This is a genomic window from Enterobacter sp. 940_PEND, assembly GCF_001059415.1.
In the GTDB taxonomy this organism is placed as follows: domain Bacteria; phylum Pseudomonadota; class Gammaproteobacteria; order Enterobacterales; family Enterobacteriaceae; genus Enterobacter; species Enterobacter cloacae_M.
Genome location: NZ_JUMS01000004.1, coordinates 13434 through 37837, shown reverse-complemented (window position 1 = coordinate 37837; position 24404 = coordinate 13434). Strand labels below are relative to the sequence as shown.

The window sequence follows — 24404 nt, the reverse complement described above, 5'->3', positions numbered from 1 at the left end:
CGGGCATTATCTGAACATAAAACACTATCAGTAAGTTGGAGTCATTACCCCCAAACTGAAAGAGGGAGATCGTCTCTCAGGATAAATTGCCATGCTGAAATAGCGTTTCGTTAACAGGATGAAAACGCTATGATTTGGTCAGTTTTCGTTATTACAGTGAGGCTGAGGTGAAAATTAACATCATCGGAACCAGCGGGAGCGGAAAAAGCACTCTGGCGAAGCAGATTGCGACCGAACTGGCTATTCCCTATATCGAGATGGACAGACTCTACTGGCGGCCTGACTGGCAGGGAACGCCGGACGATGTGTTTCAGGAAAAGCTGGAGCAGGCGCTACAGGCTTCGCCAGACTGGGTGCTTGACGGCAACTATAACCGCACGCGCCCGGTTAAATGGCGTGACGTCGACGTTGTGGTATGGGTCGATTATGGCTTTGCACGCACCCTCTGGCAGGCCGTCAACAGGGCAGTCAAACGCGCCCGGCATAAACAAGAGCTCTGGCCCGGAACCGGGAACAAAGAGAGTTTCCGGCGCGCGTTCTTCAGCAGAGAGTCCATTCTCATCTGGACGATGAAAACCTGGCGTAACAACCGCACGCGCTATGAAGCCGATCTGCAAAACCCGCAGTATGGGCATATTCGCTTCGTCCGCATTACCCGGCGCGAGCAGGGGAAAACGCTGATCGCCGACTTAAAGTCTTATTCTTAGCATGGTTTTATATATCTGATTTCCGGCAAACTAAATGTAAATTAATTGTTTCTCAGTGGTGAAATGCGCCTTTAATAATGTCGACATGTTAAGTCAAACGAGAACGCAACATGTCATGGCGAATCAGCATTCTGGATAAAAGCCCCATCGCTGAAAACGAAACGGCTGCCGATGCACTGGCGCGTACGCTGGCGCTGGCGCAGCAGGCAGAAAATCTGGGCTATCACCGCTTCTGGATTGCCGAACACCACAACACTCCCCATCTTGCCAGCCCCTCGCCGGAGCTGCTGATTGCCTGGATCCTTGGGCAGACAACGCGCATCCGCGTCGGATCCGGCGGCGTGATGCTCCAGCACTACAGCCCTTATAAAGTCGCCGAGAATTTTAACGTGCTGGCCGCGCTGGCGCCCGGCCGCGTGGATCTCGGTGTCGGAAAAGCCCCCGGCGGGCTGCCGCTCTCAACCCGCGCGCTTCAGCAGGGTCTGAATCAACTGGAAAAGGGCAGCTTCGCCGAACAGCTGGCCCAGCTCGATCGCTGGATCCGTCCTGAGCATCAGTCTAATGATGAGGCCGTTCGCGCCACGCCGCTGCCGCCGCTGCCTGCAGAGGGGTTCCTGCTGGGCGCGAGTATCGATAGCGCGCTGCTGGCCGCCGGGCTCGGCTGGCACTTTGTGTTTGCCGCGCATCTGAACGGTGACCCTGAGCTGCTGCGCGAGGTGGTCTCGACCTGGCGTAAGAACAGCACGCGGGACGTGATTGTGGCGGTACAGGCGATTGTTGCCCCGACGCAGGCAGAGGCGGAAGCCCTGGCGCAGAAGGTTGAAGTGTGGGGCGTTGAGCTGGCAAACGGCCAGCGTGTCACCGTGGCCAGCGAAGAGCAGGCCTACGCCTTTGCGCGCCAGGCGGGCAGCGAGCCGGTGCGCATTGCACGTCGGGCGCAGTCGCTGCTGGCGGGTACGGCTGAGTCGGTGCTCGAACAGCTTAACGCCCTGCATGAAAAGTGGGGTATTGACGAATTTATCATCGACACGCCGGTAGCGGAGGGGGCAACGCGCGTCGCGTCGCTGCGCCTGCTTGCCGAGGCGCGTCTTAACAAGGAGGTCACCGTATGAGCTTTGGCGAACAGCTGATTGCCTGGCGTCGCGAGCTGCACCAGAACCCGGAGCTCTCCGGCCAGGAAGTGGAGACCACAACGCGCCTGCGCCAGTGGCTGACGAATGCCGGGATTATTCCGCAGCCTTACGACCTGTCGACCGGGCTGGTGGCGGAAATCGGCTCGGGCAACAAACTGATTGCGCTGCGCGCAGATATTGATGCCCTGCCGATTGAAGAGCGCAGCGGCGTGCCGTTTAGCTCCCAGCGTGCAGGCGTAATGCATGCCTGCGGACACGATATCCACACCAGCGTGATCCTCGGCGCCGCGTTAAAGCTGAAAGAGCGGGAAGCGTCGCTTAACGGCCGGGTGCGGATCCTGTTTCAGCCTGCCGAAGAGAACTTTGGCGGTGCGAAGAGCATGGTGCGGGCCGGTGCCCTGCGTGACGTCAGCGCCATCTTCGGCATGCATAACGAGCCCGGCCTGCCGGTCGGTGAGTTCGCTACCCGCGGCGGGCCGTTTTATGCCAACGTCGATCGCTTCGTGATCCGCATTACCGGTAAGGGCGCGCACGCCGCACGTCCGCACGAAGGCAACGACGCCATCGTGCTGGCGAGCCAGCTGGTAACGGCGCTGCAAAGCGTCGCCAGCCGCAACGTCAACACGCTGGACTCGGTGGTGCTGAGCGTGACGCGCATTGCAGGCGGTAACACCTGGAACGTGCTGCCGGAAAGCGTCGAGCTGGAAGGCACGCTGCGCACCCACCGCACGGAAGTGCAGCAGAATGTGAAGGCCCGCGTGGGCGAAATCGCCGCCGGGTTTGCCAGCGCCTTTAGCGCGCAGATTGACATCACCTGGTATGCCGGGCCCACCGCGCTGGTGAACGACGAGCGCTGGGCCGATTTCGCCACCTCGGTCGCCAGAGAAGCAGGCTACGAAACCCGGCACGCCGAGCTGCATATGGGCGGGGAAGATTTCGCGGTCTATCTGCAGCAGATCCCGGGGGCATTTGTCAGCATCGGCAGCAACAGCCCTTACGGTTTACACCATCCGGCATTCAATCCGGATGAAGCATTAATTGAGCCCGCTGCCCGCTATTTTGCACAGCTTGCGGAAAAAGCCCTGCAACACGTTTAATTCTTAAGAGGTGAATATGTCTGCACATCGTCAACTGCGGCTCGGGACCATTTTGCATGGTGCATCCGGAAATATGTCCGCCTGGCGTCACCCTGAGGCCGTCGCCGATGCCAGCATCAATTTTGATTTCGTCAAAGCGACGGCGTTAAAGGCGGAGGAGGGCAAACTCGATTTTTTATTCGTTGCCGACGGTCTCTATATCAACGAGAAATCGATCCCGCATTTTTTAAATCGCTTTGAACCGCTGACGGTGTTATCCGCTCTCGCCAGCATCACCTCGCGCCTGGGGCTGGTGGGAACCTTATCCACCTCCTACAGCGAACCCTTCACCACGGCGCGCCAGTTCGCCAGCCTCGACCACCTGAGCAACGGGCGCGCGGGCTGGAACGTGGTAACTTCCCCGCTGGAAGGATCAGCAAAGAACTTCTCTCGCGAAAAACACCCCGAGCACGCGCTGCGCTATCGCATTGCGGATGAGTATCTCGACGTGGTGAAAGGGCTGTGGGATTCCTGGGAAGGCGACGCCTTTGTGCGCAATAAAGAGAGCGGTCAGTTTTTTGACCCGGCAAAATTGCATACCCTGGACCACCACGGTGATTTCTTCCAGGTCGCCGGTCCGCTGAATATTGGGCGAACGCCACAGGGGCGGCCGATTGTCTTTCAGGCAGGCGCGTCGGACGACGGGAAAAAGCTGGCGGCGAAACATGCCGACGCCATTTTTACCCATCACGAAACGCTCGACGAAGCGAAAGCCTTTTACCGCGACGTGAAGCAGCAGCTGGAAAGTAACGGACGCCGCGCGTCGGATTTACATATTTTCCAGGGCGTCAGCGTGATTGTGGGTAAAGACGCCGATGACGTGGAAAACCAGTATCAAACCACGGCGGCGCTGGTGTCGATTAACGATGCCCTCAACTACCTCGGACGCTATTTCGAGCATCACGATTTCAGCCAGTATCCGCTCGACGAGCCGTTCCCGGATATCGGCGACTTAGGCAAAAACAGCTTCCGCAGCACCACCGATGAAATCAAGCGTAACGCCCGCGAGCGCAGCTTAACCTTGCGTCAGGTGGCGCTTGAAGCCGCTTCGCCTCGCCCGCGCTTTTCCGGTACGCCAGAAGAGGTGGCCGACGGCCTGCAGGCCTGGTTTGAAGGCTATGCCGCAGACGGCTTCATCATTCAGGGCGGCACGCCGGACACCTTCCCGCGCTTTGTTGACCAGGTGGTGCCTGTTTTACAGGCGCGCGGCCTGTTCCGTACCGACTACCCGGGCACCACGCTGCGCGAAAGTCTGGGTTTAGACGAACCTAAAAACCAATACACACAACAATAAAAGAGAACCCCGCTATGCAGAAAACAACGCTTATTCTGGCGCTCGCGCTGGCCTTTTCCCCTGCCGTCTGGGCAGAGAATGTGAATATTAACGGCACCGGCGTGAGCATCGAGGCCAATAAAAAGCCGGTTAATACCGCTAAAAACAATGATGCGGTGGCACAGCTGCCGAAAGACTATCGCTTTGCCGTCCCGGGGAAATTTACCGTGGCGGTGGCGGGCCTCAATCAACCGCCGCTGACGGTGTTTTCCGATGACAACAAAACGCTGTTAGGGAGTGAAGTGGACGTCGCCCGTCTGGTCGCTGACAGCCTGGGGCTGGAGCTAAACGTGGTGCCGACCTCCTGGGAAGACTGGCCGCTGGGCGTGGCCTCCGGGAAATATGATGCCGCCATCAGCAACATTACCGTCACCAAAGAGCGTAAAGAGAAATTTGACTTTGCCACCTACCGCAAAGATTCCCTCGGGTTCTACGTGAAATCAACCAGCCCGATCAAGTCGCTGCAGAAGGCGGAAGACATCGCCGGGCTGCGGATTATCGTCGGCTCCGGCACCAACCAGGAGGCCATCCTGCTGGCCTGGAATGCCGAAAATCTGAAGAAGGGCCTGAAGCCCTTTACCCCGATCTACACCAAAGACGATGCGGCACAAACGCTGGCGCTGCAGTCGGGGCGCGCGGATGCCTACTTTGGTCCGAACGTGATTGGCGCCTGGAAAGCGGCGCTGAACGGGAAAACCAAACTGGTGGGTAGCGTCGACGGCGGCTGGCCGAAGGCGGCGCACATTGCGGTCACGCTGAAGAAAGGCAGCGGGCTGGTTGAGCCGGTGCAAACCGCGCTGAACGGCGTCATCAAAAACGGCGACTACGACAAAGTGCTGAACCGCTGGGGGGAAGGCGTTGAGCGTATTCCTCAGTCAGAAGTGAATCCGGCTGGCCTGGGCGATTAAGGAGGCGTGATGAGCGAACGATTTCGTGATGTTTCCCCGGAAGACGACGAGCTTCAGCCCATTATCGAAGGGCTGTTCGGTGAATATGCCGCCCGATACGGGGACTACTTCTCCAAAGACGCGGAAGTTGAGCTTACAGAGTGGTATTTAGCGCCGCAGGGGCTGTTTATCGTACTGGAGCGCGACGGGAAGATTATCGCCACCGGCGCGTACAAACCTTTCGACGAACGCACCGCGGAAATCAAACGCATCTGGACGGACAAAACCCTGCGTCAGCAGGGGCTTGCCGGGCGCGTGGTGCAGGAGCTTGAGCGCAGGGCGGTGCTGGCAGGATACAGCCAAATTTACCTGACAACCGGCTTTCGCCAGCCGGAAGCGGTACGGCTCTATCTCAGCCAGGGCTATCAGGCGCAGTTCGATCTGAACCGCGATCCGGAAGAGTACAGCCAGCCGCCGTTTGACGGCCGGCTGCGCTTCACCAAAACGCTGGTACGCGAAGCGTTCAGTAAAACCGCATGAGGAACGACGATGAGCAACGTTGAAACCATTAAGGTGGTCCCGGCGCGTTATCCGCTGCGGGCCGTCGGCGCCGCGGTGGCGCTGTTTGTCCTGGCGGTCGTGATTCAGTCCGTGGCCTTTAACCCGCGCTGGGAGTGGGCGGTGTTTGCCCGCTGGTTCTTTGACCCGGTGATCCTTGAAGGTGTCGGGCAGACCCTGCTGCTGACGCTGATCGGCACCGCGCTGAGCGTGGTGTTTGGCGGCATGCTGGCGCTGGCGAGACTCTCTTCATCCTGGCTGCTGAGCAGCCTGGCGTGGGCCTATATCTGGCTGTTTCGATCGCTGCCGCTGATCGTGGTGCTGATCATTCTCTACAACTTTTCCTATCTCTACGACACGCTCTCGCTCGGCGTGCCGTTCACCGGCATCACCTGGGGCAGTTTTGAAACCATCAACGTGCTGGGGCAGTTCTCTACCGCCGTGGTGGGGCTCACCCTGGTGCAGAGCGCCTATACCGCCGAGATCGTTCGCGGTGGTTTCCTCGGGGTCGATCACGGCCAGTATGAGGCCGCCGCCGCGCTCGGCCTCCCCGCCTGGCGCCGCACGGTGCGCATCATTTTGCCTCAGGCGCTGCGTACCATTCTGCCGTCGGGGTTCAATGAAATCATCAGCCTCGCCAAAGGCACGGCGATGGTGTATGTCCTGGCGATGCCGGAACTGTTCTATACCATCCAGATGATCTACAACCGCACGCAGGAGGTGATCCCGCTGCTGATGGTCGGTGCCGCCTGGTACCTGGCGATCACCACCGTCCTGTCCGCTATCCAGTATGGCGTCGAGCGCGCGCTTGCCCGCAGCGAACGCCGCTCTGCCGTTAACCAGAACCGTGCCACCCGTCGTACCCGTTCCGTCACCACCACGCCAGCACAGGAGCCTATCCATGCAAGCCTCTCCTGAAGGACATATTTCGATTACCGGCGTCAGCAAGTATTTCGGTCGCCATAAGGCGCTCGACAACGTTTCGCTTGAGATCCCGCCCGGGTCCGTGACGGTCATTCTCGGGCCGTCCGGGTCGGGCAAATCGACGCTGCTGCGCACCATTAATCACCTGGAGCGCGTCGACGAAGGCTTTATCCAGATCGACGGGGATTACATCGGCTACCGTCGTCAGGGCGATAAGCTCTACGAGCTGAAGGAGAAAGAGATCCTCAAACAGCGCGTCAACGTCGGCTATGTGTTCCAGAACTTCAATCTCTTTCCGCACCTCACGGTGCTGGAAAACCTGATTGAGGCGCCCATCGCGCATAAAAAGCTCAGCAAAAAAGAGGCGGTGGAAAGGGCGTACAGCCTGCTGGACGTGGTCGGGCTGCGTGATAAAGCCGATGCCTGGTCACGCCATCTTTCCGGCGGTCAGCAGCAGCGTATCGCCATTGCCCGCGCGCTGGCGCTGCGTCCCCGCGTGATGCTGTTTGATGAGCCCACCTCGGCGCTGGATCCGGAGCTGGTGGGGGAAGTGTTGGACGTGATCAAAAAGCTGGCCCGGTCCGGCACCACGCTGGTGGTGGTAACCCACGAGATCGGCTTTGCCCGGGAAGTGGCGGATCAGGTGGTGTTTATGGTCGACGGAAAAATTGTCGAGCAGGGAAGCAGTGACGAGGTATTAAACCGTCCGTCACATGCGCGAACGCGCCAGTTCTTGTCAAAAGTGCTGTAAGGAGCGCCAATGAAATATGGACTTCTGGCGGGGCTGGTCTTCACGACGGCGAGCCACGCCAGCATTGATTTGAAAGCCAACGAGCAGCCGCTGCCGGTGACGGTGGATCGGCAGGCCGTGGCGAAGATCCCCGCCAATTACAAATTCGTTGAGCCGGGTACGCTCACGGTCGCCGTTTCGGCGCTGAATTCTCCGCCGCTGGCGCTGCTCGCCAGCGATAACCGTACGCGCATCGGCAGCGATCCGGATATTGCCCGCCTGCTGGCGGGCAGCCTGGGGCTGAAGCTAAAGCTGGTGCCGACGGCGTGGGAGGACTGGCCGCTGGGGATCGCCTCCGGGCGCTATGACGTGGCGCTGGTGAACATTGCGGTGACCGAACAGCGTAAAGAGAAGTTTGATTTTGCGACCTACCGCGTCGATTCGCTGGCGTTTTCGGTGAAATCCACCAGCGAGATCCAGTCAATCAAAAGCGCGGAAGATCTGGCCGGGAAAAAGGTGATCGTCGGCTCTGGTACCAATCAGGAACGCATCCTTTTGGGCTGGAACGAAGAGAACAAAAAGGCGGGAAGGGCGCCTGCGCTGCCGGTCTATCTCCACGACGATGCCTCGGGCAATCTCTATATTCAGTCCGGCAGGGCGGACGTGTTCTTTGGTCCGCAGTCGGTATCGGCCTATAAGGCTGCGCTCACGGGCAAAACCCGCGTCGTCGGTTTAGGGCCGAAAAAAGCCTATGTCGCGACCACCACCAAAAAGGGCAATGAGCTGGTGTACGCGCTGCAGGCCGCGCTGGACGGCGCGATTAAGCGAGGTGATTATCAGAAGGTGCTGGCGCGCTGGGGCGAGCAGGGCGAAGCGGTGGCGCAGTCGGAGGTCAACCCGCCAGGGATAACCTACTAATGGTGCTCTATACCCAAAATAATTCGAGTTGCAGGAAGGCGGCAAGGGAACGAATCCCCGGGAGCGTACACTAGTACGTGACTGGGGTGAGTGATTGCAGCCAACGCACCTGCAACTTGAAGTATGACGGGTATACACTTAGGGTTTTCATCCCTGAGGAGGCAACATGATTAAACTCTATGGCGTACCCGGCTGGGGCTCGGCGATCGGTGAAGTGATGCTAACCCTGGCCGATATCCCCTATCAATTTATCAACGTGGACGGGTTTGACCAGCCCGGTCCGCAGCGCGAGCTGCTGCAAAAGCTCAACCCGCTGTGTCAGGTGCCTACGCTGGAGCTGGAAAATGGCGCCATTATGACCGAAACGGCGGCGATCGCCCTGATGGTGCTCGACAGATGCCCCGATCTCGCGCCGCCCGTGGGGCAGGCCGAACGCCAGCAGTTTCAGCGCTTGCTGATCTGGTTTGTGGCTAACGTCTATCCCACGTTTACGTATGCAGACTATCCCGAACGCTGGGCGCCGGATGCGCCTGAACAGCTGCAGAAAAACTGCATCGAATACCGGAAGTCCCTCTATTTGTGGTTCGAAACTCAGCTCAAGGCCGCCCCGTTTGCGTTGGGGGAACGGCTGACGCTGCTGGATGTGTATATCGCGGTGGCGCGAACCTGGGGGCCACGCCATGACTGGTTTGCGACCAATACGCCGAGGTTTACGGCTATTGCGGACACCGTATGCCAGCTGCCGGAACTGCACAAGGTGTTAAAGGCCAACGGTATTATCTGATAACGTGGAGCCCTGACTCACAACTGGAAGCCTGCATATGCCACACGTAGATATCAAATGTTTTCCCCGCGATTTGAACGACGAACAAAAAGCCGCACTGGCCGAGGATATTGCTGAGGTCATTATTCGCCATTTCAACAGCAAAGACAGCTCTGTCTCCGTTGCGTTGAATCAGGTGAACCAGGAGGACTGGAAAGCGCAGGTCTGGGATACGGAAATAGGCCCGAAGCTGGACGAGTTAATTAAAAAGCCCGGCTATTCAATGTAAGCGCACTTGCCGGGGGGAACTCTCCTCCCCGGTTTTCCCGTCTCGTCTTCCCGCTTTTTCGCAAAAATCGATAAAAATGCGTTTTATCTTATCCGTTACACTTTACGTTTCTGACTGACACATTATTAATCCTTAGGAAAGATCTTCAACAGAATCAATTAAGGACAGACACGTTAAAGGATAATTTTCCCATGACAAAATTACCCCGCTTTTCACTCGCCTTTCTTCATCCCCGTTACTGGCTAAGCTGGGCCGGAATTGCCGCACTGTGGCTCATCATGCTGCTCCCTTATCCGCTTCTGTTCCGAATCGGCCACGGCCTTGGTCGACTGGCGATGCGCCTGCTTCCGCGCCGCGTTGAGATTGCCCGCCGTAACCTGGAGCTCTGTTTTCCGGAGATGAAAAAGGATGAACGCGAGTCACTGCTGCAGCGTAATTTTGAATCGGTAGGAATGGGGGTAATCGAAACCGGGATGGCATGGTTCTGGCCCGCGTGGCGGGTGAAGAAATGCTTTACCGTGCAGGGGTATGAGCACATGGAAAAGGCGCGGGCAAAGGGTAATGGCGTGGTGCTCGTTGGCATGCATTTTCTCACCCTTGAGCTGGGCGCGCGGATCTTTGGCATGCTTAATCCCGGCATTGGGGTGTATCGTCCGAATAATAACGCGCTGCTGGACTGGCTTCAGACGCGCGGACGCCTGCGCTCGAATAAAACCATGCTCGATCGTCATGATTTAAAGGGCATGATCCGCTCGCTGAAGCAGAATGAGATTTTGTGGTACGCCCCGGATCATGACTACGGCAAAACCAATAGCGTCTTTGTGCCGTTCTTTGCGGTTCCGGATGCCGCCACGACCGCTGGAAGCTATATGCTGGTCAAAAGCGCTAAGCCTGCCGTCATTCCCTTTGTGCCGCGCCGCAGGGCGGACGGCACCGGCTACGAGCTGATCATTCTGGAAGATATCAGTGAGGCGTTGCAGGGCGGCGATAAAGAAGCCGTGGCGACGCAGATGAACAAGGCAATTGAGCAGGCCGTACGCATGGCGCCTGAACAATATATGTGGCTGCACCGTCGCTTCAAAACGCGACCTGAAGGTGTACCTGACCGTTATGCTCGCCAGAAACAGGCGGCTATACGGGGTGATATTCTCTCCGCCAGCGAATTTTCTGACCGCTCAGGCGTACAGCACTAAACCCTCAGTCATGCCCTCACCCTGCGGTGAGGGCATGACCAGCGCTACAGCGCAGACCGGCGGTACGGCGCATAGTCCGCCTGCCACCAGGTCTTCTCAATATGCGCCATCAGCGTCTCATCATCTATCGACGGAGCCACGCCCTGTTCAATCGCGGCCCGGGCGACGGCGACGGCAATCTGGCGTGAAACCGTTTCAATCTGATCTACCGGCGGCAGCAATCCGCCTTTTTCCGTGGTGACCAGCGGAGACTGCGCGGCCAGGCTGCGGCTTGCTGCCATCAGCATCTCTTCCGTCACCCGGCGCGCGTTGCAGGCCAGCACGCCCAGCCCCAGGCCCGGGAAAATATAGGCGTTGTTACACTGGGCGATCTCGTAGTATTCATTCTCCCAGAATACCGGGGCGAACGGGCTGCCGGTGGCCACCAGCGCGGCACCCTGGGTCCAGGCGATAAGATCCTGCGGCTGGGCTTCCGCCCGCGAGGTCGGATTCGAGAGCGGCATGATGATTGGGCGCGGACAGTGGCGATGCATCTCTTTGACAATCTCTTCGCTGAACAGCCCCGGCTGGCCCGAAACGCCGATCATCACCGTGGGATGCGCGTTCTTCACAACGTCCAGCAGGGAAATGTTCTTCGCGTCAACCTGCCAGCTGCAAACGGCGTCGCGCGCGGTAAGCAGGTTTTTCTGGAAATCGAGCAGGTTCGTCATGTCGTCGGTCAGCAGGCCGAACCGATCGACCATAAAGATCCGACTGCGCGCTTCCGGCTCGGTCAGGCCGTCATCCACCATCAGCGCCACAATTTTTTCAGCTATTCCGCATCCGGCAGAGCCGCTGCCCAGGAAGACCACGCGCTGGTCGCGAATTCGCGTGCCCGCCGCATGCGCCGCCGCCATCAGCGTACCGGCGGTGACGGCGGCCGTGCCCTGTATATCATCATTGAAGCAGCACAGCTGGTCGCGGTAGCGCTGGAGCAGCCTGGTAGCGTTTTTCTGCGCAAAGTCTTCAAATTGCAGGAGCACATTGGGCCAGCGCGCTTTAACGGTGCTGACAAACATATCCATAAACTCAGCGTACTGGTCGTCGCTGATGCGCGGGTGGCGCCAGCCCATGTACATCGGGTCGTCGAGGTGTTGCTGATTATTGGTGCCGACATCCAGCATAATCGGCAGGGTAGAGGCCGGATGGATCCCCCCACAGGCGGTATACAGCGACAGCTTGCCAATTGGGATGCCCATTCCGCCGATACCCTGATCGCCAAGCCCTAAAATACGTTCCCCGTCCGTCACCACAATCACGCGAACGTCGTTGCGCGAAAAGCTTTGCAGCATCTCATCAATACGATGGCGATTCGGCCATGAAATAAACAGGCCGCGCGCTCGTCGATATATCGTGGAGAAATGCTCGCAGGCTTCACCGACCGTCGGGGTATAGATAATCGGTAACGTCTCTTTCAGGTGCGAACGCAGGAGGTTATAAAAAAGAGTTTCATTGGTGTCCTGAATATTTCGCAGGTATACATGACGCGAAATATCGCTTTTAAAATGACAGAACTGCACCCAGGCGCGCTCGGTTTGTTCCTCAATAGTTTCAACGTTGTGCGGCAATAACCCATGCAGATTAAAATTGTCACGCTCTTCTTTAATAAATGCGAGCCCTTTATTTAGCAGCGGATTTTCCAGCAATACGGCCCCGTTATAGGGGGTGTACAGAACTTCTTTCCGGGACATGGTTAACTCCTGAATTTTATATAAAGCAGATTAAGAAATAAAATAGATCATAATGCCTTCGGTCACGACCCCGACGGCAGTGCCAATTAATATGGAAGAGGATGCGGTATCAATATAGGTATCGCTGCGTAAGGCAAACATCCCCGCGGCAATAGCGGAAGGCGTTGCGCCAATAATCACGACCTGCTGCAGTAAGGTATGGCTCAGGCCAAAGGCGATCCCCGCGGCGGCCATCATTGCCGGCTGAATAAGGTTTTTAATACTGATATTGGTAAACGTCTGCACGTTCAGTTTTGGACGTTCACCGTAAAACAACAGGCCGAGGGCAAACAGGGACAGTCCGCCTGAAACTTTGCCAACCATTTCGATAGGCATGCTGAGAATAGAAGGGATTTGCACGCCGGCCAGACTGAGCAATACGCCGGAGACCGGGATCCAGACGATAGGATTGCGTGCCGCCTTGATGAGGTTTTGCACGATCATCGCGCCCGGGTGCAGCGCCTCCAGGCCATCTTGACCGTTTTTATCACCCATACGAATCAGGACGATAGTCAGGGGGATCATGATAACGCTGGTAATAATATTGCCAATCAGCACGCCGATAAATCCTTCCGGCCCAATCAAGACCGCCAGGACCGGTGCGCCAAAGTAGGCCATATCGGGAAAGGCGCAAACCAGAGACTGAATGGCGCTGGTTTTGATATCGTGGCGAAAAACGTAGCGCGAAATAAATAGCGTCAGTAAATACGACCCCATTAAACCGACAACTAAAACGGCCATAAAGGTCAGGTTCTTAATTTTATTGGGATCGGTATGCAATGCACCGATAAAAAGATGGAAAGGAAGGGCGAAACGAATCACCACGGTTGCCATGACGTTTGCATCTTCACGCCGGGAATATCCCAGCTTTCCACTTAGCCATCCAAGTAACATTATAAAGACGAGCGGAAACAGTGACTGTAATAGTAATGAAGGCATAGTATTTCCTGTAGGGTATTTTATGCGTTTTATTGCAGCGCTAATCTAGCGCTTAGAAAGCAGGGCAGGAGTGACAAGGGTCACACTCTCTCTGGTTTTATTAATTTCAAAAAGATTGCATTAGTTGGATAACTAATACTTTCGTCAAATATTGATAAGACGCAAGAAAGCAACATTAGTCGTTATAAATAACTTTAGTTACTTAATGCTGAATTAAGTTATTTAAAAGCAAAGAGCCAGATTGTTCACATTTCTACCCGCAGGTCCATGATAATTTCATCGTGAGCCTGTTTTTAGAAAAGGCCATCTAAGTCTTTATTTATATTTAAGAACATTTATTCGTATCAGGAATAGTTTCAGTTATTCCTTTCTCTGTTTATCCGAACATAAATTCAGGTGATTATATGAAAGATAATCCTGTACCGACTTCAGAACTGTCGACCTCGCGTTTTGCCTTTGGGCTCAATAATACCGAGGTGGGCACGGTCCCGTTGATGCTGTTCGTCGGGATTGCCGCGATTGTGGCGACGTCCGCCTGGGCAGGGCTGCTGCCGAAAAATATGATAGGTGGACTCGCGGTCATCATGACCCTCGGTTTCGCCTTTGCCAAAGTCGGGCGTCAAATCCCGGTGCTGAAAGATATCGGCGGCCCGGCGATCCTGTGCCTGATGGTCCCCTCCGTGCTGGTCTATTTTGGCGTATTCGGGAAACATACCCTTGATACCGTGCATCTGCTGATGAAAGAGGCGAATCTGCTCTATTTCGTCATCGCCTGCCTGGTGGTCGGCAGCATTCTGGGGATGAACCGGGTGCTGCTGATCCAGGGGATGATGCGCATGTTTGTTCCGCTGGTGGCGGGAACATGCATGGCCGTGCTGAGCGGCCTCATTGTGGGCTCACTGTTTGGTTATACGGCTTACCACACCTTCTTCTTCATCATTGTGCCTATTATCGGCGGCGGGATCGGCGAGGGGATTTTGCCGCTGTCCCTGGCCTATTCGGCAATACTGGGGCAGACGCCGGACGTCTACGTTGCGCAGCTGGCACCCGCTGCGGTCGTCGGGAATATCTTCGCCATTATTTGTGCGGGCTCGCTGGCGCGTCTCGGCGCGAAACGTCCTGCGCTTTCGGGAAATGGCATGCTTACGCGGAGTAAAGACGACGCCAGCCTGTTTGCCGGGGCGCAAAGCACGCAGCAGACGGATTTTCATCTGATGGGGGGCGGATTGCTGATGGTGTGCGCGTTTTTCATCGTCGGCGGATTGTTTGAAAAACTGGTACACATTCCCGGCCCGGTGCTGATGATCCTGATTGCCGTTCTGTGTAAATACTTCAGGGTGATCCCGGCCTCAATGGAGCAGGGCGCGCACAGCTGCTATAAATTCGTCTCGGCTGCGCTGGTCTGGCCGCTGATGATCGGCCTCGGGATGTTATACGTACCGCTTGAGAGCGTGGTGTCGGTCTTCTCGGTGGGATACGTGGTGGTATGCGGTTCGGTCGTGATTGCGATGGCGCTGAGCGGCTACTTTATCGCGTCGCGACTGAATATGTATCCTGTGGAAGCGGCCATTGTGACCTGCTGCCACAGCGGGCTGGGCGGAACGGGGGACGTGGCCATTTTGTCCGCGTCTAACCGGATGTCGCTCATGCCGTTCGCGCAGATTGCCACCCGCATCGGCGGCGCGTCGACGGTGATTTTCGCCACGCTGCTGATGGGCTGGATTATGGCGCACTGATCCGAAACGTCAGGATGCTGAATCGCAACGACATTTTCAGGGTGCCGCTGCGGTTCAGTCCTTTATAAAACTCACCGCGCTGTATAGAATTACCGCATCCACAGTGACGGGATACCACACGATGACCGGAAGAGTTGATTATCAGATTGAAAAATACCTCCTTACTGAAGCCTCCGAACCGGAGCGCCTGACGCGCCAGTGGGCAGAGGTGATGGAGGAGTGTCGTGAGCAACAGTCCGGTGCAGAGGAGCGGCTGCGTCTCGCGCTGCTTAATGTGGATTACGTCACCAGCTTCGAGCTGCCCTTCAGGCTGCTCCTTACCCGTGCGCCCCAGCTGATAGACATTGTCAGAAAAGAGTTTCAGCTCAGTCAGAAAAATGTTCTGTTTAACGGCAAGCGCTTTGGCTGCGTCTATAGCCTGAAAAGGGATCTCGACGGAATACCTGACGAATTTACCTATCAGCTGAAAACGCGTATCCAGCGCAGTGACGCGACAGGATGCAATGAAGCGCCTTACCGGCAAATTGCCCAGCAGGTTAAAGCCCCCCGCGAACGACTTAAGCTGGCGCTGGAAAATGGGTTAGCGATAACGGCACTCGACGGGCTTTTCTGGTTTGGCATTCAGCGCATCGCGGCCGATGTGCAGAGATTACGCAAAACGGGGATGAGGATCGTGACGTCCGACGCCGAGGTGTTTGATACGCTCACCAAAACTACCCGGCGGATCCCTGTTTATAGCCTTGCTCGCCCGGAATGAGTATTCGCCGCTGACCGGTCGACGGCATCAAACATGACGGAAAATTGCGGCCAGTTTTTTTACAGCGTCTTCTATCTCCCTTTCCGTGTAAGCAGCAAATCCCATCAAAAAACCGGTGGACGCGGGAGGACCTGCATATAAATTGGTAAGACCAAGTATATCAACACCCGCGCGGCGGGCGGCGGTGGCTATTTCTTTCTCGGATATGCCGTGCTTCAGGTGACAAGGCATTTGCATTCCCCCCGCAGGCGTTTCACAGGTAACATATTCGGAGAGATATTCGTCCATCATGCTTGCCAGCGCGTCGCGACGAGCAACATAAATACTCCGCATCTTACGAACATAGGCGCCAAAATGGCCCCCCTCCAGAAATTTAGCCAGCGTCAGCTGGGTTATTGAGGCGGTGTGACCATCCATTAATGTCCTCGCCATGGTAAAGGGCTCTATCAGTTCTGAGGGAACGATGGTGTAGGCAATACGTAGCCCAGGGAACAGAGACTTGGTGAACGTGCCGATATAAATTGTCCGGTTGGAAGTATCAAGCCCCTGAAGACTGGCCATAGGCTTGCCTTCGTAGTGAAACTCGCTGTCATAGTCATCCTCAATAATCCAGGCTCCGTAACGGTTTGCCCATTTAACAACTGCCAGTCGTCGGTCAAGAGAGAGCGTCACCCCGGTAGGGTACTGATGAGAAGGCGTAAGGTAGATCGCCCTGGCAGGCTCGGTCAGAGAATTAAGACCGTCAACCGAGATGCCTTTTTCATCAAGAGGAACCGGAATACAGCGAAGCCCTGCAGCGTTGAACGCTTTGTGCGCCCCTTGATAGGAGGGATCCTCAATGACAATGCCATCACCGGCGTCCATCAGCACGTGGGAACAGAGCGCAAGCGCCTGTTGAGAACTTGTCAGAACGATGACCTGTTCCGCCCTCGCACGCGTTCCGCGCTCAAGATTGACGTATTCCGCAATTGCCCGTCGCAGGCGTTCTATACCCTGTGGGGGACTTTGCTCTAATGCCTGGTGCTGAAACTCCTTCAGGACCTGTCGCTGAAGACGCTCCCAGATCGGAATGGGAAACATGCGGGTTTCAGGAATGCCGGGCGCAAGGGGGCGAGGGGAGGAAAATTCTCGGGTCCCGCCGCTTTCATAAACGATCTTTCCCCGGACGCTGAGTTTTGCTTTTCGTATCTCAGCGGTTGGCTGATGCTGTCGAGGACGGGGTTTTAAAAAACGCGCGCTGGAAGAGACGAAGCTCCCTCTGCCTGTTTGTCTCTCAATAAAACCTTCGGCATGCAGGCTGGAGTAGGCCGCTTCAATGGTATCCCGGGAAACGCTGAGAGAAGCTGCCAGAGCGCGTGAGGCAGGAAGGGCCTTACCGTGAGATAATACCCCTTCCAGTATCAGCGTCCGTATTGCTCTCTGGATCCTTTCATGAAGCGGTAGCGATCCGTTAGCGGGGTCGATAATCCATGCCTTAACCGTTTCAAGCTGTGCGTGCTTAAACATTACGTTGTCCACTTTTCCTGTGTGTCTTTTGATTCTAAAGCAATATTGCATGCAGAAGGATGAAAAATTGGTCTGCCTTGATGGCGAGAATTGGCGGGGCAAAACGTGCCATTCAGCGAATACACTCTTCCTGAAACGAATAAACTGGTGACCAAAGAGGCAATATGAATAATACGAGCGTAATAATTGAGGCAGTTAAAGAACGTGATTTTGAAAGCTGGATGCCACTATGGGGAAAATATCAGGCGTTTTACAACGTCGATCTGTCCGGGGCAATTACTGAACGAACCTGGCAACGATTTTTCAGCCCCGTTGAGCCGCTATTCTGCGTGGTTGCACGATGTAATGGAGACGTAGTGGGTTTTGCGCATTATCTTTTTCACCGCTCGACCTGGGCTGAGAGCGATTACTGCTACCTCGAAGATTTATACGTCTGCGAAGCCGTAAGGGGCAAACACATTGGCAAACAGTTAATAGAATATGTTCAGAGAGAAGCCAGAAAACATCATGCCAGTCATCTTTACTGGCATACGCATGAAGCTAACTATCGCGGGCAACGATTGTACGACTGGATTGCGAAGAAAAGTGGAATGATTGAATATCGTATGCAGGTTAGATAAATCCCTTCGCTGACGTAATGCCCCCTCAAATATGTACGGGGCATTTTTCAGGAAAAAACAGGCATGCCCTTATGATTTGGCCTGTAAAAGTATCTCCATCAGCCCTGGAAAACGGGCATCCAGATCCTCTCTTCGCAACGAAATCATGTTCTCCCGCCCCTGCGGGCGCTGCCAGATCACGCCGCTGTCGCGCAGAACGCGCCAGTGGTGCGTCATTGTCGACTTTACTACCTCCTCCGGGCGCAGCGCGTTACAGCTGAGTTCGCTGCCATCGGCCAGCCGGCGAATGATCGACAGCCGGAGCGGATTGCCGAGGGCAAACAGCACATTTTCCAGCAGTATTTGTTCAGTTTCAGGGTGGTTTGGGATCATCGTTTTCCTGCGTTTGGCGTCAGATTGAGCTATATCAACAATAGGTCAACCGTTAAAAAATAGTTCGATAATACTCGTACAATAGGACTATTATAGCAAACGAACGAATGCACGACCATCCTGGTCGTCACAGACAAGTCATAAGACTTAAGGAAATATCATGCCCCGACCCATCCCTCTCGAACGTTATCGCAACATCGGTATCTCCGCGCATATCGATGCCGGTAAAACCACCACCACTGAGCGCATCCTGTTTTACACCGGGATGAGCCACAAGCTGGGTGAAGTACACGATGGCGCGGCAACCACTGACTGGATGGCGCAGGAGCAAGAGCGCGGGATCACCATCACCTCCGCGGCCGTCAGCTGCTTCTGGCCGGGTATGGACAGAGGCTATGAGCCGCACCGGATCAACATCATCGACACCCCGGGGCACGTGGATTTCACCATTGAGGTGGAACGTTCCATGCGCGTACTCGACGGCGCCGTGATGGTGTATGACTCCGTGGGAGGCGTGCAGCCGCAGTCGGAAACCGTCTGGCGTCAGGCCAATAAATATCACGTTCCGCGACTGGCCTTCGTCAACAAAATGGACCGTGCGGGTGCCGATTTCTTCCGCGTCGTGCGGATGATGCAGGAGCGCCTGAAGGCCAATCCGGTGCCGATTGTCATCCCGGTGGGCGCAGAAGATCATTTCACCGGCGTGGTGGATCTCATCAAGATGCGCACCATTCTGTGGGACGACGCGACGCAGGGCATGGTGTTTACCTATGCGCCCGTGCCGGACGATTTGGTCAGTACCGCCCAGGAATGGCGGGAAAAAATGGTCTCTGCGGCGGCGGAAGCCAGCGATGAACTGATGGATAAGTACCTGGAAACGGGCGACCTGACGGAAGCGGAAATTATCAAAGGGCTGCGTATTCGCACCATCTCGGGTGAAATTCAGCCGATGCTGTGCGGCAGCGCGTTCAAAAATAAAGGCGTGCAGCGAATGCTCGATGCGGTCATTGAGCTCATGCCGTCGCCGCTGGACGTGCCGGCCATTGATGGCGTGGATGAAAAAGGGCAGCACGCGGAGCGTCATCCGAGCGATGATGAGCCGTTCTCGGCCCTGGCGTTCAAGCTGATGAGCGATCCGTACGTCGGGCAACTGACCTTTATCCGCGTGTACTCTGGCGTGCTGCGCAAAGGTGACGCGGTGTATAACCCGGTGAAAGGGAAGAAAGAGCGCATCGGGCGTATCGTGCTGATGCATGCCAACGATCGTCACGAGGTGGACGAACTGCGCGCCGGAGACATCGCGGCCTGCGTTGGGCTGAAGGATGTGACTACCGGCGACACGCTCACCGATCCTAATGCAGTGATCACGCTTGAACGCATGGAGTTCCCGGACCCGGTTATCTCGCTGGCGATCGAGCCGAAAACTAAGGCCGATCAGGAGAAAATGGGGATCGCGCTGCAGCGTCTGGCGGCGGAAGATCCATCGTTTCGCCTGCATACTGACGAAGAGTCCGGCCAGACCATTATCTCCGGGATGGGTGAGCTACACCTTGAGATCATCGTCGACCGCATGAAGCGTGAGTTTGGCGTCGAGGCCAATATTGGCCGCCCACAGGTAACCTACCGTGAAACCCTGCGTAAAACGGTGAAGGATATCGAAGGTAAATTTGTCCGTCAGTCCGGCGGTAAAGGGCAGTACGGCCATGTGGTGCTGAGCCTGGAGCCGCTGGAGCCCGGAAGTGGCTTTAAATTTGAAGATGCCACCAAGGGCGGCGTGGTGCCGCGCGAGTATATTCCGTCCGTTGAGAAAGGGCTGCGGGAAGCGATGAACAGCGGCGTGCTGGCGGGCTATCCGGTTGTCGATGTCAAAGCGACGCTGACGTTTGGCTCGTATCACGACGTCGACTCCTCGGAGATGGCGTTCCGCATGGCGGCGATCCTCGGCTTTAAAGAGGGCGCCCGCAGGGCGGATCCGGTGATTCTCGAACCGATCATGCACGTGGAGGTGGAAACGCCGGAAGAGTACGCCGGCAACATCATGGGCGATCTCTCCTCCCGCCGCGGCATGGTGCAGGGGATGGCGGAGCAGTACGGAAGCCAGATTATTCGCGCTGACGTGCCGCTGGCAGAGATGTTTGGTTATGCCACGACATTGCGCTCGATGTCCCAGGGACGCGCGACGTATACGATGGAGTTCCATCATTTTGCGGAAGCCCCGCGGAATGTTGCGGATGAGATTATTGCGCGGCGTGCGAAGTAATACGGTTACCCTCTCCCTGTAGGGGGAGGGTTTTCTCAATCCGGTGCCTTCACCATTTTTCCGCTCGCCACAAACGTCCCGGCCCCAAGATGATGCAGGGTATTCAGCTTATCCCCGTCAAACTGCCAGCGTCCGGCGACAAACGCGCGTTCATCGGCTGCCGCTGAAACTACTTCACCAAACAGCGTATCGTATTTTTCTGCCGCTGAGGTGACGGGTAATAACCGACACTCCATCCACGCCAGACATTTTTCTTCTATCATCGGCAGGCCAAGTTCAGGACCGTTCACGACCGGGATCCCGTAGCAGTTAAATTTGTCCTCATCGCGCCCGCTGACGCTACCGACCGCGTATGTCCAGTTGGCCGCCGCCACGCCGGGGATGACGATGCCAAACTTCCCGCTGCGCTCAATCAGCTCGCGCGACCAGGTGCTTTTATCCACGACTATTGCGATGCGCGGCGGTTCAAACTCAACGGGCATTGACCATGCGGCGGCCATCACGTTGCGTCTGTCGAGGCTTTCATCCCGACTGGTGATAAGCACAGTAGGGCCGTGGTTCAGCAGACGGCTGGCATGACGTAATTCAACAGGGCGAAAGTGGCTCATAGGATCTCCTCATCTACACCGATGAGTATGACGAAAAAGCACGTAAATCAAAGTGGATGCGTAAAATTAGTTTATAAACAGAACATCTCAATCAAAGGAAACTGATGTATGTCCCCATTTCTGACCGCCTATTTTGCCCGCATCGGCTGGGCGCAACCGACGCGGGTGGATATCGATACCCTGCGCGCGCTGCATTTACATCACAACTGTGCGATCCCTTTTGAGAATATTGATGTTGTTCTGCCTCGCGAAATCCAGCTTGACGATCGGTGCCTGGTCGACAAGCTGGTCACCGCACGTCGCGGAGGGTACTGCTTTGAGCAAAACGGCCTGTTCGAGCGCGTCCTGCGTGAAGTCGGGTTTACGGTGCGTAGCGTGCTGGGGCGCGTGGTATTAGCGAATCCGCCGCAAATGCCGCCGCGCACGCACCGCCTGCTGCTGGTTGAGCTTAACGGTGAGCGCTGGATTGCCGACGTCGGCTTTGGAGGCCAGACGCTGACGGCGCCGATTCGCTTGCTCGCTAATGAAGAACAGGAGACGCCGCACGGGCTGTATCGTCTGCTGAGCGAGGGGAACGACTGGGTGCTGCAGTTCCGGCACCACGAGCACTGGCAGTCGATGTACCAGTTTGACCTGACGACGCAGTATTTCAGCGATTACGTGATGGGGAATTTCTGGTCGGCGCACTGGCCGCAGTCGCATTTCCGCCATCATCTGTTGATGTGTCGCCATCTGCCGGACGGCGGCAAGCTGACGCTGACCAACTTCAACTTTACCCACTGGCGGAACGGCCATGTGGAGGAGCAGATCCATCTTCCCAACGCTGCGGCGCTATACCAGCTAATGCAGGAGCGCTTTGGTCTTGGGGTTGACGATCCGAAGCACGGCTTTACACTGTCAGAATTGACGGCGGTGATGGCAGGGTTTGATACACATCCTCAGGCCGGGAAATAATACGCAGGCCGGGTAAGGCGTCGCCGCTACCCGGCAACATCACTGCTTAGACGGCGTATTAAACAACTCGAGCGTGATTAATTTATCAAGATGGTTGTTAAAGGCGGCTTCGTCCATTTCGGGCATGTTTAAGATATACATTCCGTCAAGACCGCACACCAGACCAATCAAGCGCCAGGCAATATTTTCCGCCCGATCGCCCGGATTTAATGCCCCGGCCTCCGTTCCCGCTTTGATAAGCGCCACCGTTTCCTGGTGCCACATCTCCATGGTCATCACATAGGCGCCTTTGATGTCGGCATCGCGGTTGGCCAGGATCTGCGCCTCACGCCACAGGCGAATATAAGGCTCAAACCTCCCGTCATCGCTGCCGAGCATGGCATGGAGCTGTTCCCGCCAGCCGGCCTGTTTACCCGCAACATCCGCATCCAGCAGCTCGCGAATTAGCCGTACGAAGGCCAGCGATTTTAGTTCGCCGCCGGACGTAAAATGATGATGCACCTGGCCGGTGGCGATTCCGGCCTCGGCGGCAATACGGCGTACCGTCATTGCAGCCAGTCCTTCAGCCAGCGCCACGCGCATGGCGGCCTGTAAGATGGCTTCCCGCCGTTCATCCTTGCTCAGATATCGCATGTTTACTCACTCTCAATGGGAATGAAACGAGTGTAACAAAAAGCTGGACATGCGTTCAACTTTACGTAGGATCGCATCCTGGACATGTGTCCATGTTTTAAAAGAAAAGGAAATTTATGTTTCGTCAGTGGTTAGCGTTAGTGATTATCGTGCTGGTGTATATCCCGGTGGCGATCGACGCGACGGTGCTGCACGTGGCGGCGCCGACATTGAGCATGACGCTGGGCGCCAGCGGCAATGAATTGCTGTGGATCATCGATATTTACTCGCTGGTGATGGCGGGAATGGTGCTGCCGATGGGCGCCCTGGGTGACCGCATTGGTTTTAAACGACTGCTCATGATTGGCAGCACGCTGTTTGGCCTGTCGTCGCTGGCGGCAGCATTTGCCCCTTCAGCAGGGTGGCTGATTGCGGCGCGCGCCTCGCTGGCAATCGGCGCGGCGATGATTATTCCGGCCACGCTGGCTGGGATCCGCACGCTGTTTATCGACGCGCGGGATCGTAACATTGCGCTCGGCGTCTGGGCTGCGGTGGGCTCCGGTGGCGCGGCGTTTGGCCCGCTGATTGGCGGTATGCTGCTCGAGCATTTTTACTGGGGATCGGTGTTTTTAATCAACGTGCCGATCGTGCTGGTGGTGGTTTCGCTGGCAGCGCGTTTGGTGCCTCCTCAGAAGGGGCGTCCGGAGCAGCCGCTGAATATCAGCCATGCCATTATGCTGATTGTGGCGATTTTGCTGCTGGTCTACAGTGCGAAAACCGCGCTAAAAGGCGTCCTGTCACCGTGGGTGGTCGCGTCCGCGCTGGTGACCGGCTCGGTGCTGCTGTTTATCTTCGTGCGTATTCAGCTCCGCGCCCGCGTGCCGATGATCGACATGCGTCTGTTCTGCCATCGCATCATTTTAAGCGGCGTGGTGATGGCGATGACCGCCATGATTGCCCTGGTCGGATTTGAGCTGCTGATGGCCCAGGAGCTGCAGTTTGTTCATGGCTTTACGCCGTTTGAAGCGGGAATGTTCATGCTGCCGCTGATGGTGGCGAGCGGGTTTAGCGGACCGATCGCGGGTGTGCTGGTGGGTCGTCTCGGTCTGCGCATTGTGGCGGCTGGCGGAATGGGGCTCAGCGCCGTCAGCTTTATCGGCCTGTCGATGCTCGACTTCAGCACGCAGCAGCTACTGGCTTCTGCCATGATGGTGCTGCTCGGCTTCAGCGCCGCCAGCGCGCTGCTGGCCTCGACCTCGGCGATTATGGCCGCTGCGCCGAAAGAGAAGGCCGCCGCCGCAGGGGCGATTGAAACCATGTCCTATGAGCTGGGCGCAGGGCTGGGGATCGCCATCTTTGGTCTGTTGTTGACCCGCAGCTTCTCGGCGTCGATTGACCTGCCGCAGGGGCTGAACGCCTCGCTCGCAGATAAAGCCTCGTCATCCATTGGTGAGGCGATGAAGGTGGCGCAGGATCTGACCCCGACGCTGGCGGAGTCGGTGATTGAGGCGGCGAAAAGCGCGTTTATCACTTCGCACAGCGTGGCGCTGGGCAGCGCGGGCGGAATGCTGCTGCTGTTGGCAGTGGGGATCTGGTTTAGCCTGGCGAAGGCCAGGCCGCAGTAATACAGGGCGCGCGGTTGGCGCGGGTGGGGCAGTTGGGCTATGTTTTTTAAAGGATTATCTGACTCTTGCTGGAAA

At 56.5% G+C, this 24404-nt stretch carries 22 protein-coding genes and 1 pseudogene; 17 read left to right on the top strand and 6 right to left on the bottom strand.

The features are described from left to right. The first annotated feature begins 167 nt into the window (after positions 1-167). The 11 genes and pseudogenes from ADJ24_RS01270 to ADJ24_RS01215 all read left to right on the top strand — a co-directional run bounded on the left by ADJ24_RS01270 (position 168) and on the right by ADJ24_RS01215 (position 10571). Complete coding sequence (locus tag ADJ24_RS01270; protein ID WP_023311974.1) at positions 168-707, top strand: AAA family ATPase; 540 nt, start codon at positions 168-170, stop codon at positions 705-707. A 110-nt stretch (positions 708-817) separates the two neighbouring features. After that, a complete protein-coding gene (locus ADJ24_RS01265; protein ID WP_023311973.1) occupies positions 818-1819 on the top strand; it encodes an LLM class flavin-dependent oxidoreductase in 1002 nt (333 codons plus the stop codon). Then, positions 1816-2937: an amidohydrolase gene (locus ADJ24_RS01260; RefSeq protein ID WP_023311972.1), complete on the top strand. Its 1122-nt coding sequence runs from the start codon at positions 1816-1818 to the stop codon at positions 2935-2937. The genes ADJ24_RS01265 and ADJ24_RS01260 overlap by 4 nt, the downstream gene beginning before the upstream one ends. Positions 2938-2953: 16 nt before the next feature. Beyond that, a pseudogene (locus ADJ24_RS25435) lies at positions 2954-5217 on the top strand (NtaA/DmoA family FMN-dependent monooxygenase). A gap of 9 nt (positions 5218-5226) precedes the next feature. Further along, the gene (locus ADJ24_RS01245) at positions 5227-5736 is read left to right on the top strand and encodes a GNAT family N-acetyltransferase (protein ID WP_023311969.1); all 510 of its coding nucleotides are present in this window, start codon (positions 5227-5229) and stop codon (positions 5734-5736) included. 9 nt (positions 5737-5745) lie between these two features. Further along, complete coding sequence (locus tag ADJ24_RS01240) at positions 5746-6672, top strand: amino acid ABC transporter permease (protein ID WP_023311968.1); 927 nt, start codon at positions 5746-5748, stop codon at positions 6670-6672. Next, positions 6656-7429 carry an amino acid ABC transporter ATP-binding protein gene (locus ADJ24_RS01235; RefSeq protein ID WP_023311967.1) on the top strand — a complete coding sequence of 258 codons (774 nt, stop codon included), beginning with the start codon at positions 6656-6658 and terminating at the stop codon, positions 7427-7429. Before ADJ24_RS01240 ends, ADJ24_RS01235 begins: the two co-directional genes overlap by 17 nt. A 9-nt stretch (positions 7430-7438) precedes the next feature. Next, complete coding sequence (locus ADJ24_RS01230) at positions 7439-8326, top strand: ABC transporter substrate-binding protein (RefSeq protein WP_023311966.1); 888 nt, start codon at positions 7439-7441, stop codon at positions 8324-8326. Positions 8327-8492: 166 nt separating this feature from the next. Next, positions 8493-9110: a glutathione S-transferase family protein gene (locus ADJ24_RS01225; RefSeq protein ID WP_023311965.1), complete on the top strand. Its 618-nt coding sequence runs from the start codon at positions 8493-8495 to the stop codon at positions 9108-9110. A gap of 37 nt (positions 9111-9147) precedes the next feature. Then, a complete protein-coding gene (gene pptA, locus ADJ24_RS01220; protein ID WP_023311964.1) occupies positions 9148-9378 on the top strand; it encodes a tautomerase PptA in 231 nt (76 codons plus the stop codon). 191 nt (positions 9379-9569) lie between these two features. Then, complete coding sequence (locus tag ADJ24_RS01215; RefSeq protein WP_023311963.1) at positions 9570-10571, top strand: Kdo(2)-lipid IV(A) acyltransferase; 1002 nt, start codon at positions 9570-9572, stop codon at positions 10569-10571. Positions 10572-10615: 44 nt separating this feature from the next. Here ADJ24_RS01215 and ADJ24_RS01210 read toward each other — a convergent pair whose 3' ends face one another. Both ADJ24_RS01210 and ADJ24_RS01205 read right to left on the bottom strand, forming a co-directional pair. Further along, complete coding sequence (locus tag ADJ24_RS01210; protein ID WP_023311962.1) at positions 10616-12301, bottom strand: NAD-dependent malic enzyme; 1686 nt, start codon at positions 12299-12301, stop codon at positions 10616-10618. 30 nt (positions 12302-12331) lie between these two features. Then, positions 12332-13279, bottom strand: a complete 948-nt coding sequence (locus ADJ24_RS01205; protein WP_023311961.1) for an AEC family transporter — start codon at positions 13277-13279, stop codon at positions 12332-12334. Positions 13280-13683: 404 nt separating this feature from the next. Here ADJ24_RS01205 and ADJ24_RS01200 point away from each other — a divergent pair, with 404 nt between their 5' ends. Together ADJ24_RS01200 and ADJ24_RS01195 are read left to right on the top strand one after the other, a co-directional pair. Further along, positions 13684-15015, top strand: coding sequence for a 2-hydroxycarboxylate transporter family protein (locus ADJ24_RS01200; RefSeq protein ID WP_023311960.1), 1332 nt, complete (start codon positions 13684-13686; stop codon positions 15013-15015). 121 nt (positions 15016-15136) lie between these two features. After that, positions 15137-15772, top strand: coding sequence for a helix-turn-helix domain-containing protein (locus tag ADJ24_RS01195; protein WP_023311959.1), 636 nt, complete (start codon positions 15137-15139; stop codon positions 15770-15772). A gap of 27 nt (positions 15773-15799) precedes the next feature. Here the strand turns inward: ADJ24_RS01195 and ADJ24_RS01190 are convergent, their stop codons facing one another. Next, a complete protein-coding gene (locus tag ADJ24_RS01190) occupies positions 15800-17278 on the bottom strand; it encodes a PLP-dependent aminotransferase family protein (protein ID WP_023311958.1) in 1479 nt (492 codons plus the stop codon). Between the two features lie 164 nt (positions 17279-17442). On the opposite strand from ADJ24_RS01190, the gene ADJ24_RS01185 reads away from it, so the two are divergent. Beyond that, on the top strand, positions 17443-17898 hold the full coding sequence (locus ADJ24_RS01185) for a GNAT family N-acetyltransferase (protein WP_023311957.1): 456 nt from the start codon (positions 17443-17445) through the stop codon (positions 17896-17898). A 69-nt stretch (positions 17899-17967) separates the two neighbouring features. Here the strand turns inward: ADJ24_RS01185 and ADJ24_RS01180 are convergent, their stop codons facing one another. Further along, the gene (locus ADJ24_RS01180; RefSeq protein ID WP_023311956.1) at positions 17968-18270 is read right to left on the bottom strand and encodes an ArsR/SmtB family transcription factor; all 303 of its coding nucleotides are present in this window, start codon (positions 18268-18270) and stop codon (positions 17968-17970) included. A 160-nt stretch (positions 18271-18430) separates the two neighbouring features. On the opposite strand from ADJ24_RS01180, the gene fusA reads away from it, so the two are divergent. Next, on the top strand, positions 18431-20530 hold the full coding sequence (gene fusA, locus ADJ24_RS01175; protein WP_023311955.1) for an elongation factor G: 2100 nt from the start codon (positions 18431-18433) through the stop codon (positions 20528-20530). Positions 20531-20565: 35 nt separating this feature from the next. Here fusA and ADJ24_RS01170 read toward each other — a convergent pair whose 3' ends face one another. After that, positions 20566-21138 carry a flavin reductase family protein gene (locus ADJ24_RS01170; protein ID WP_023311954.1) on the bottom strand — a complete coding sequence of 191 codons (573 nt, stop codon included), beginning with the start codon at positions 21136-21138 and terminating at the stop codon, positions 20566-20568. Positions 21139-21246: 108 nt separating this feature from the next. On the opposite strand from ADJ24_RS01170, the gene nhoA reads away from it, so the two are divergent. After that, the gene (nhoA, locus tag ADJ24_RS01165) at positions 21247-22092 is read left to right on the top strand and encodes an N-hydroxyarylamine O-acetyltransferase (RefSeq protein ID WP_023311953.1); all 846 of its coding nucleotides are present in this window, start codon (positions 21247-21249) and stop codon (positions 22090-22092) included. A gap of 39 nt (positions 22093-22131) precedes the next feature. Here the strand turns inward: nhoA and ADJ24_RS01160 are convergent, their stop codons facing one another. Next, on the bottom strand, positions 22132-22725 hold the full coding sequence (locus ADJ24_RS01160; protein WP_023311952.1) for a TetR family transcriptional regulator: 594 nt from the start codon (positions 22723-22725) through the stop codon (positions 22132-22134). 116 nt (positions 22726-22841) lie between these two features. On the opposite strand from ADJ24_RS01160, the gene ADJ24_RS01155 reads away from it, so the two are divergent. Further along, the gene (locus ADJ24_RS01155; RefSeq protein ID WP_023311951.1) at positions 22842-24329 is read left to right on the top strand and encodes an MFS transporter; all 1488 of its coding nucleotides are present in this window, start codon (positions 22842-22844) and stop codon (positions 24327-24329) included. Positions 24330-24404 lie beyond the last annotated feature (75 nt).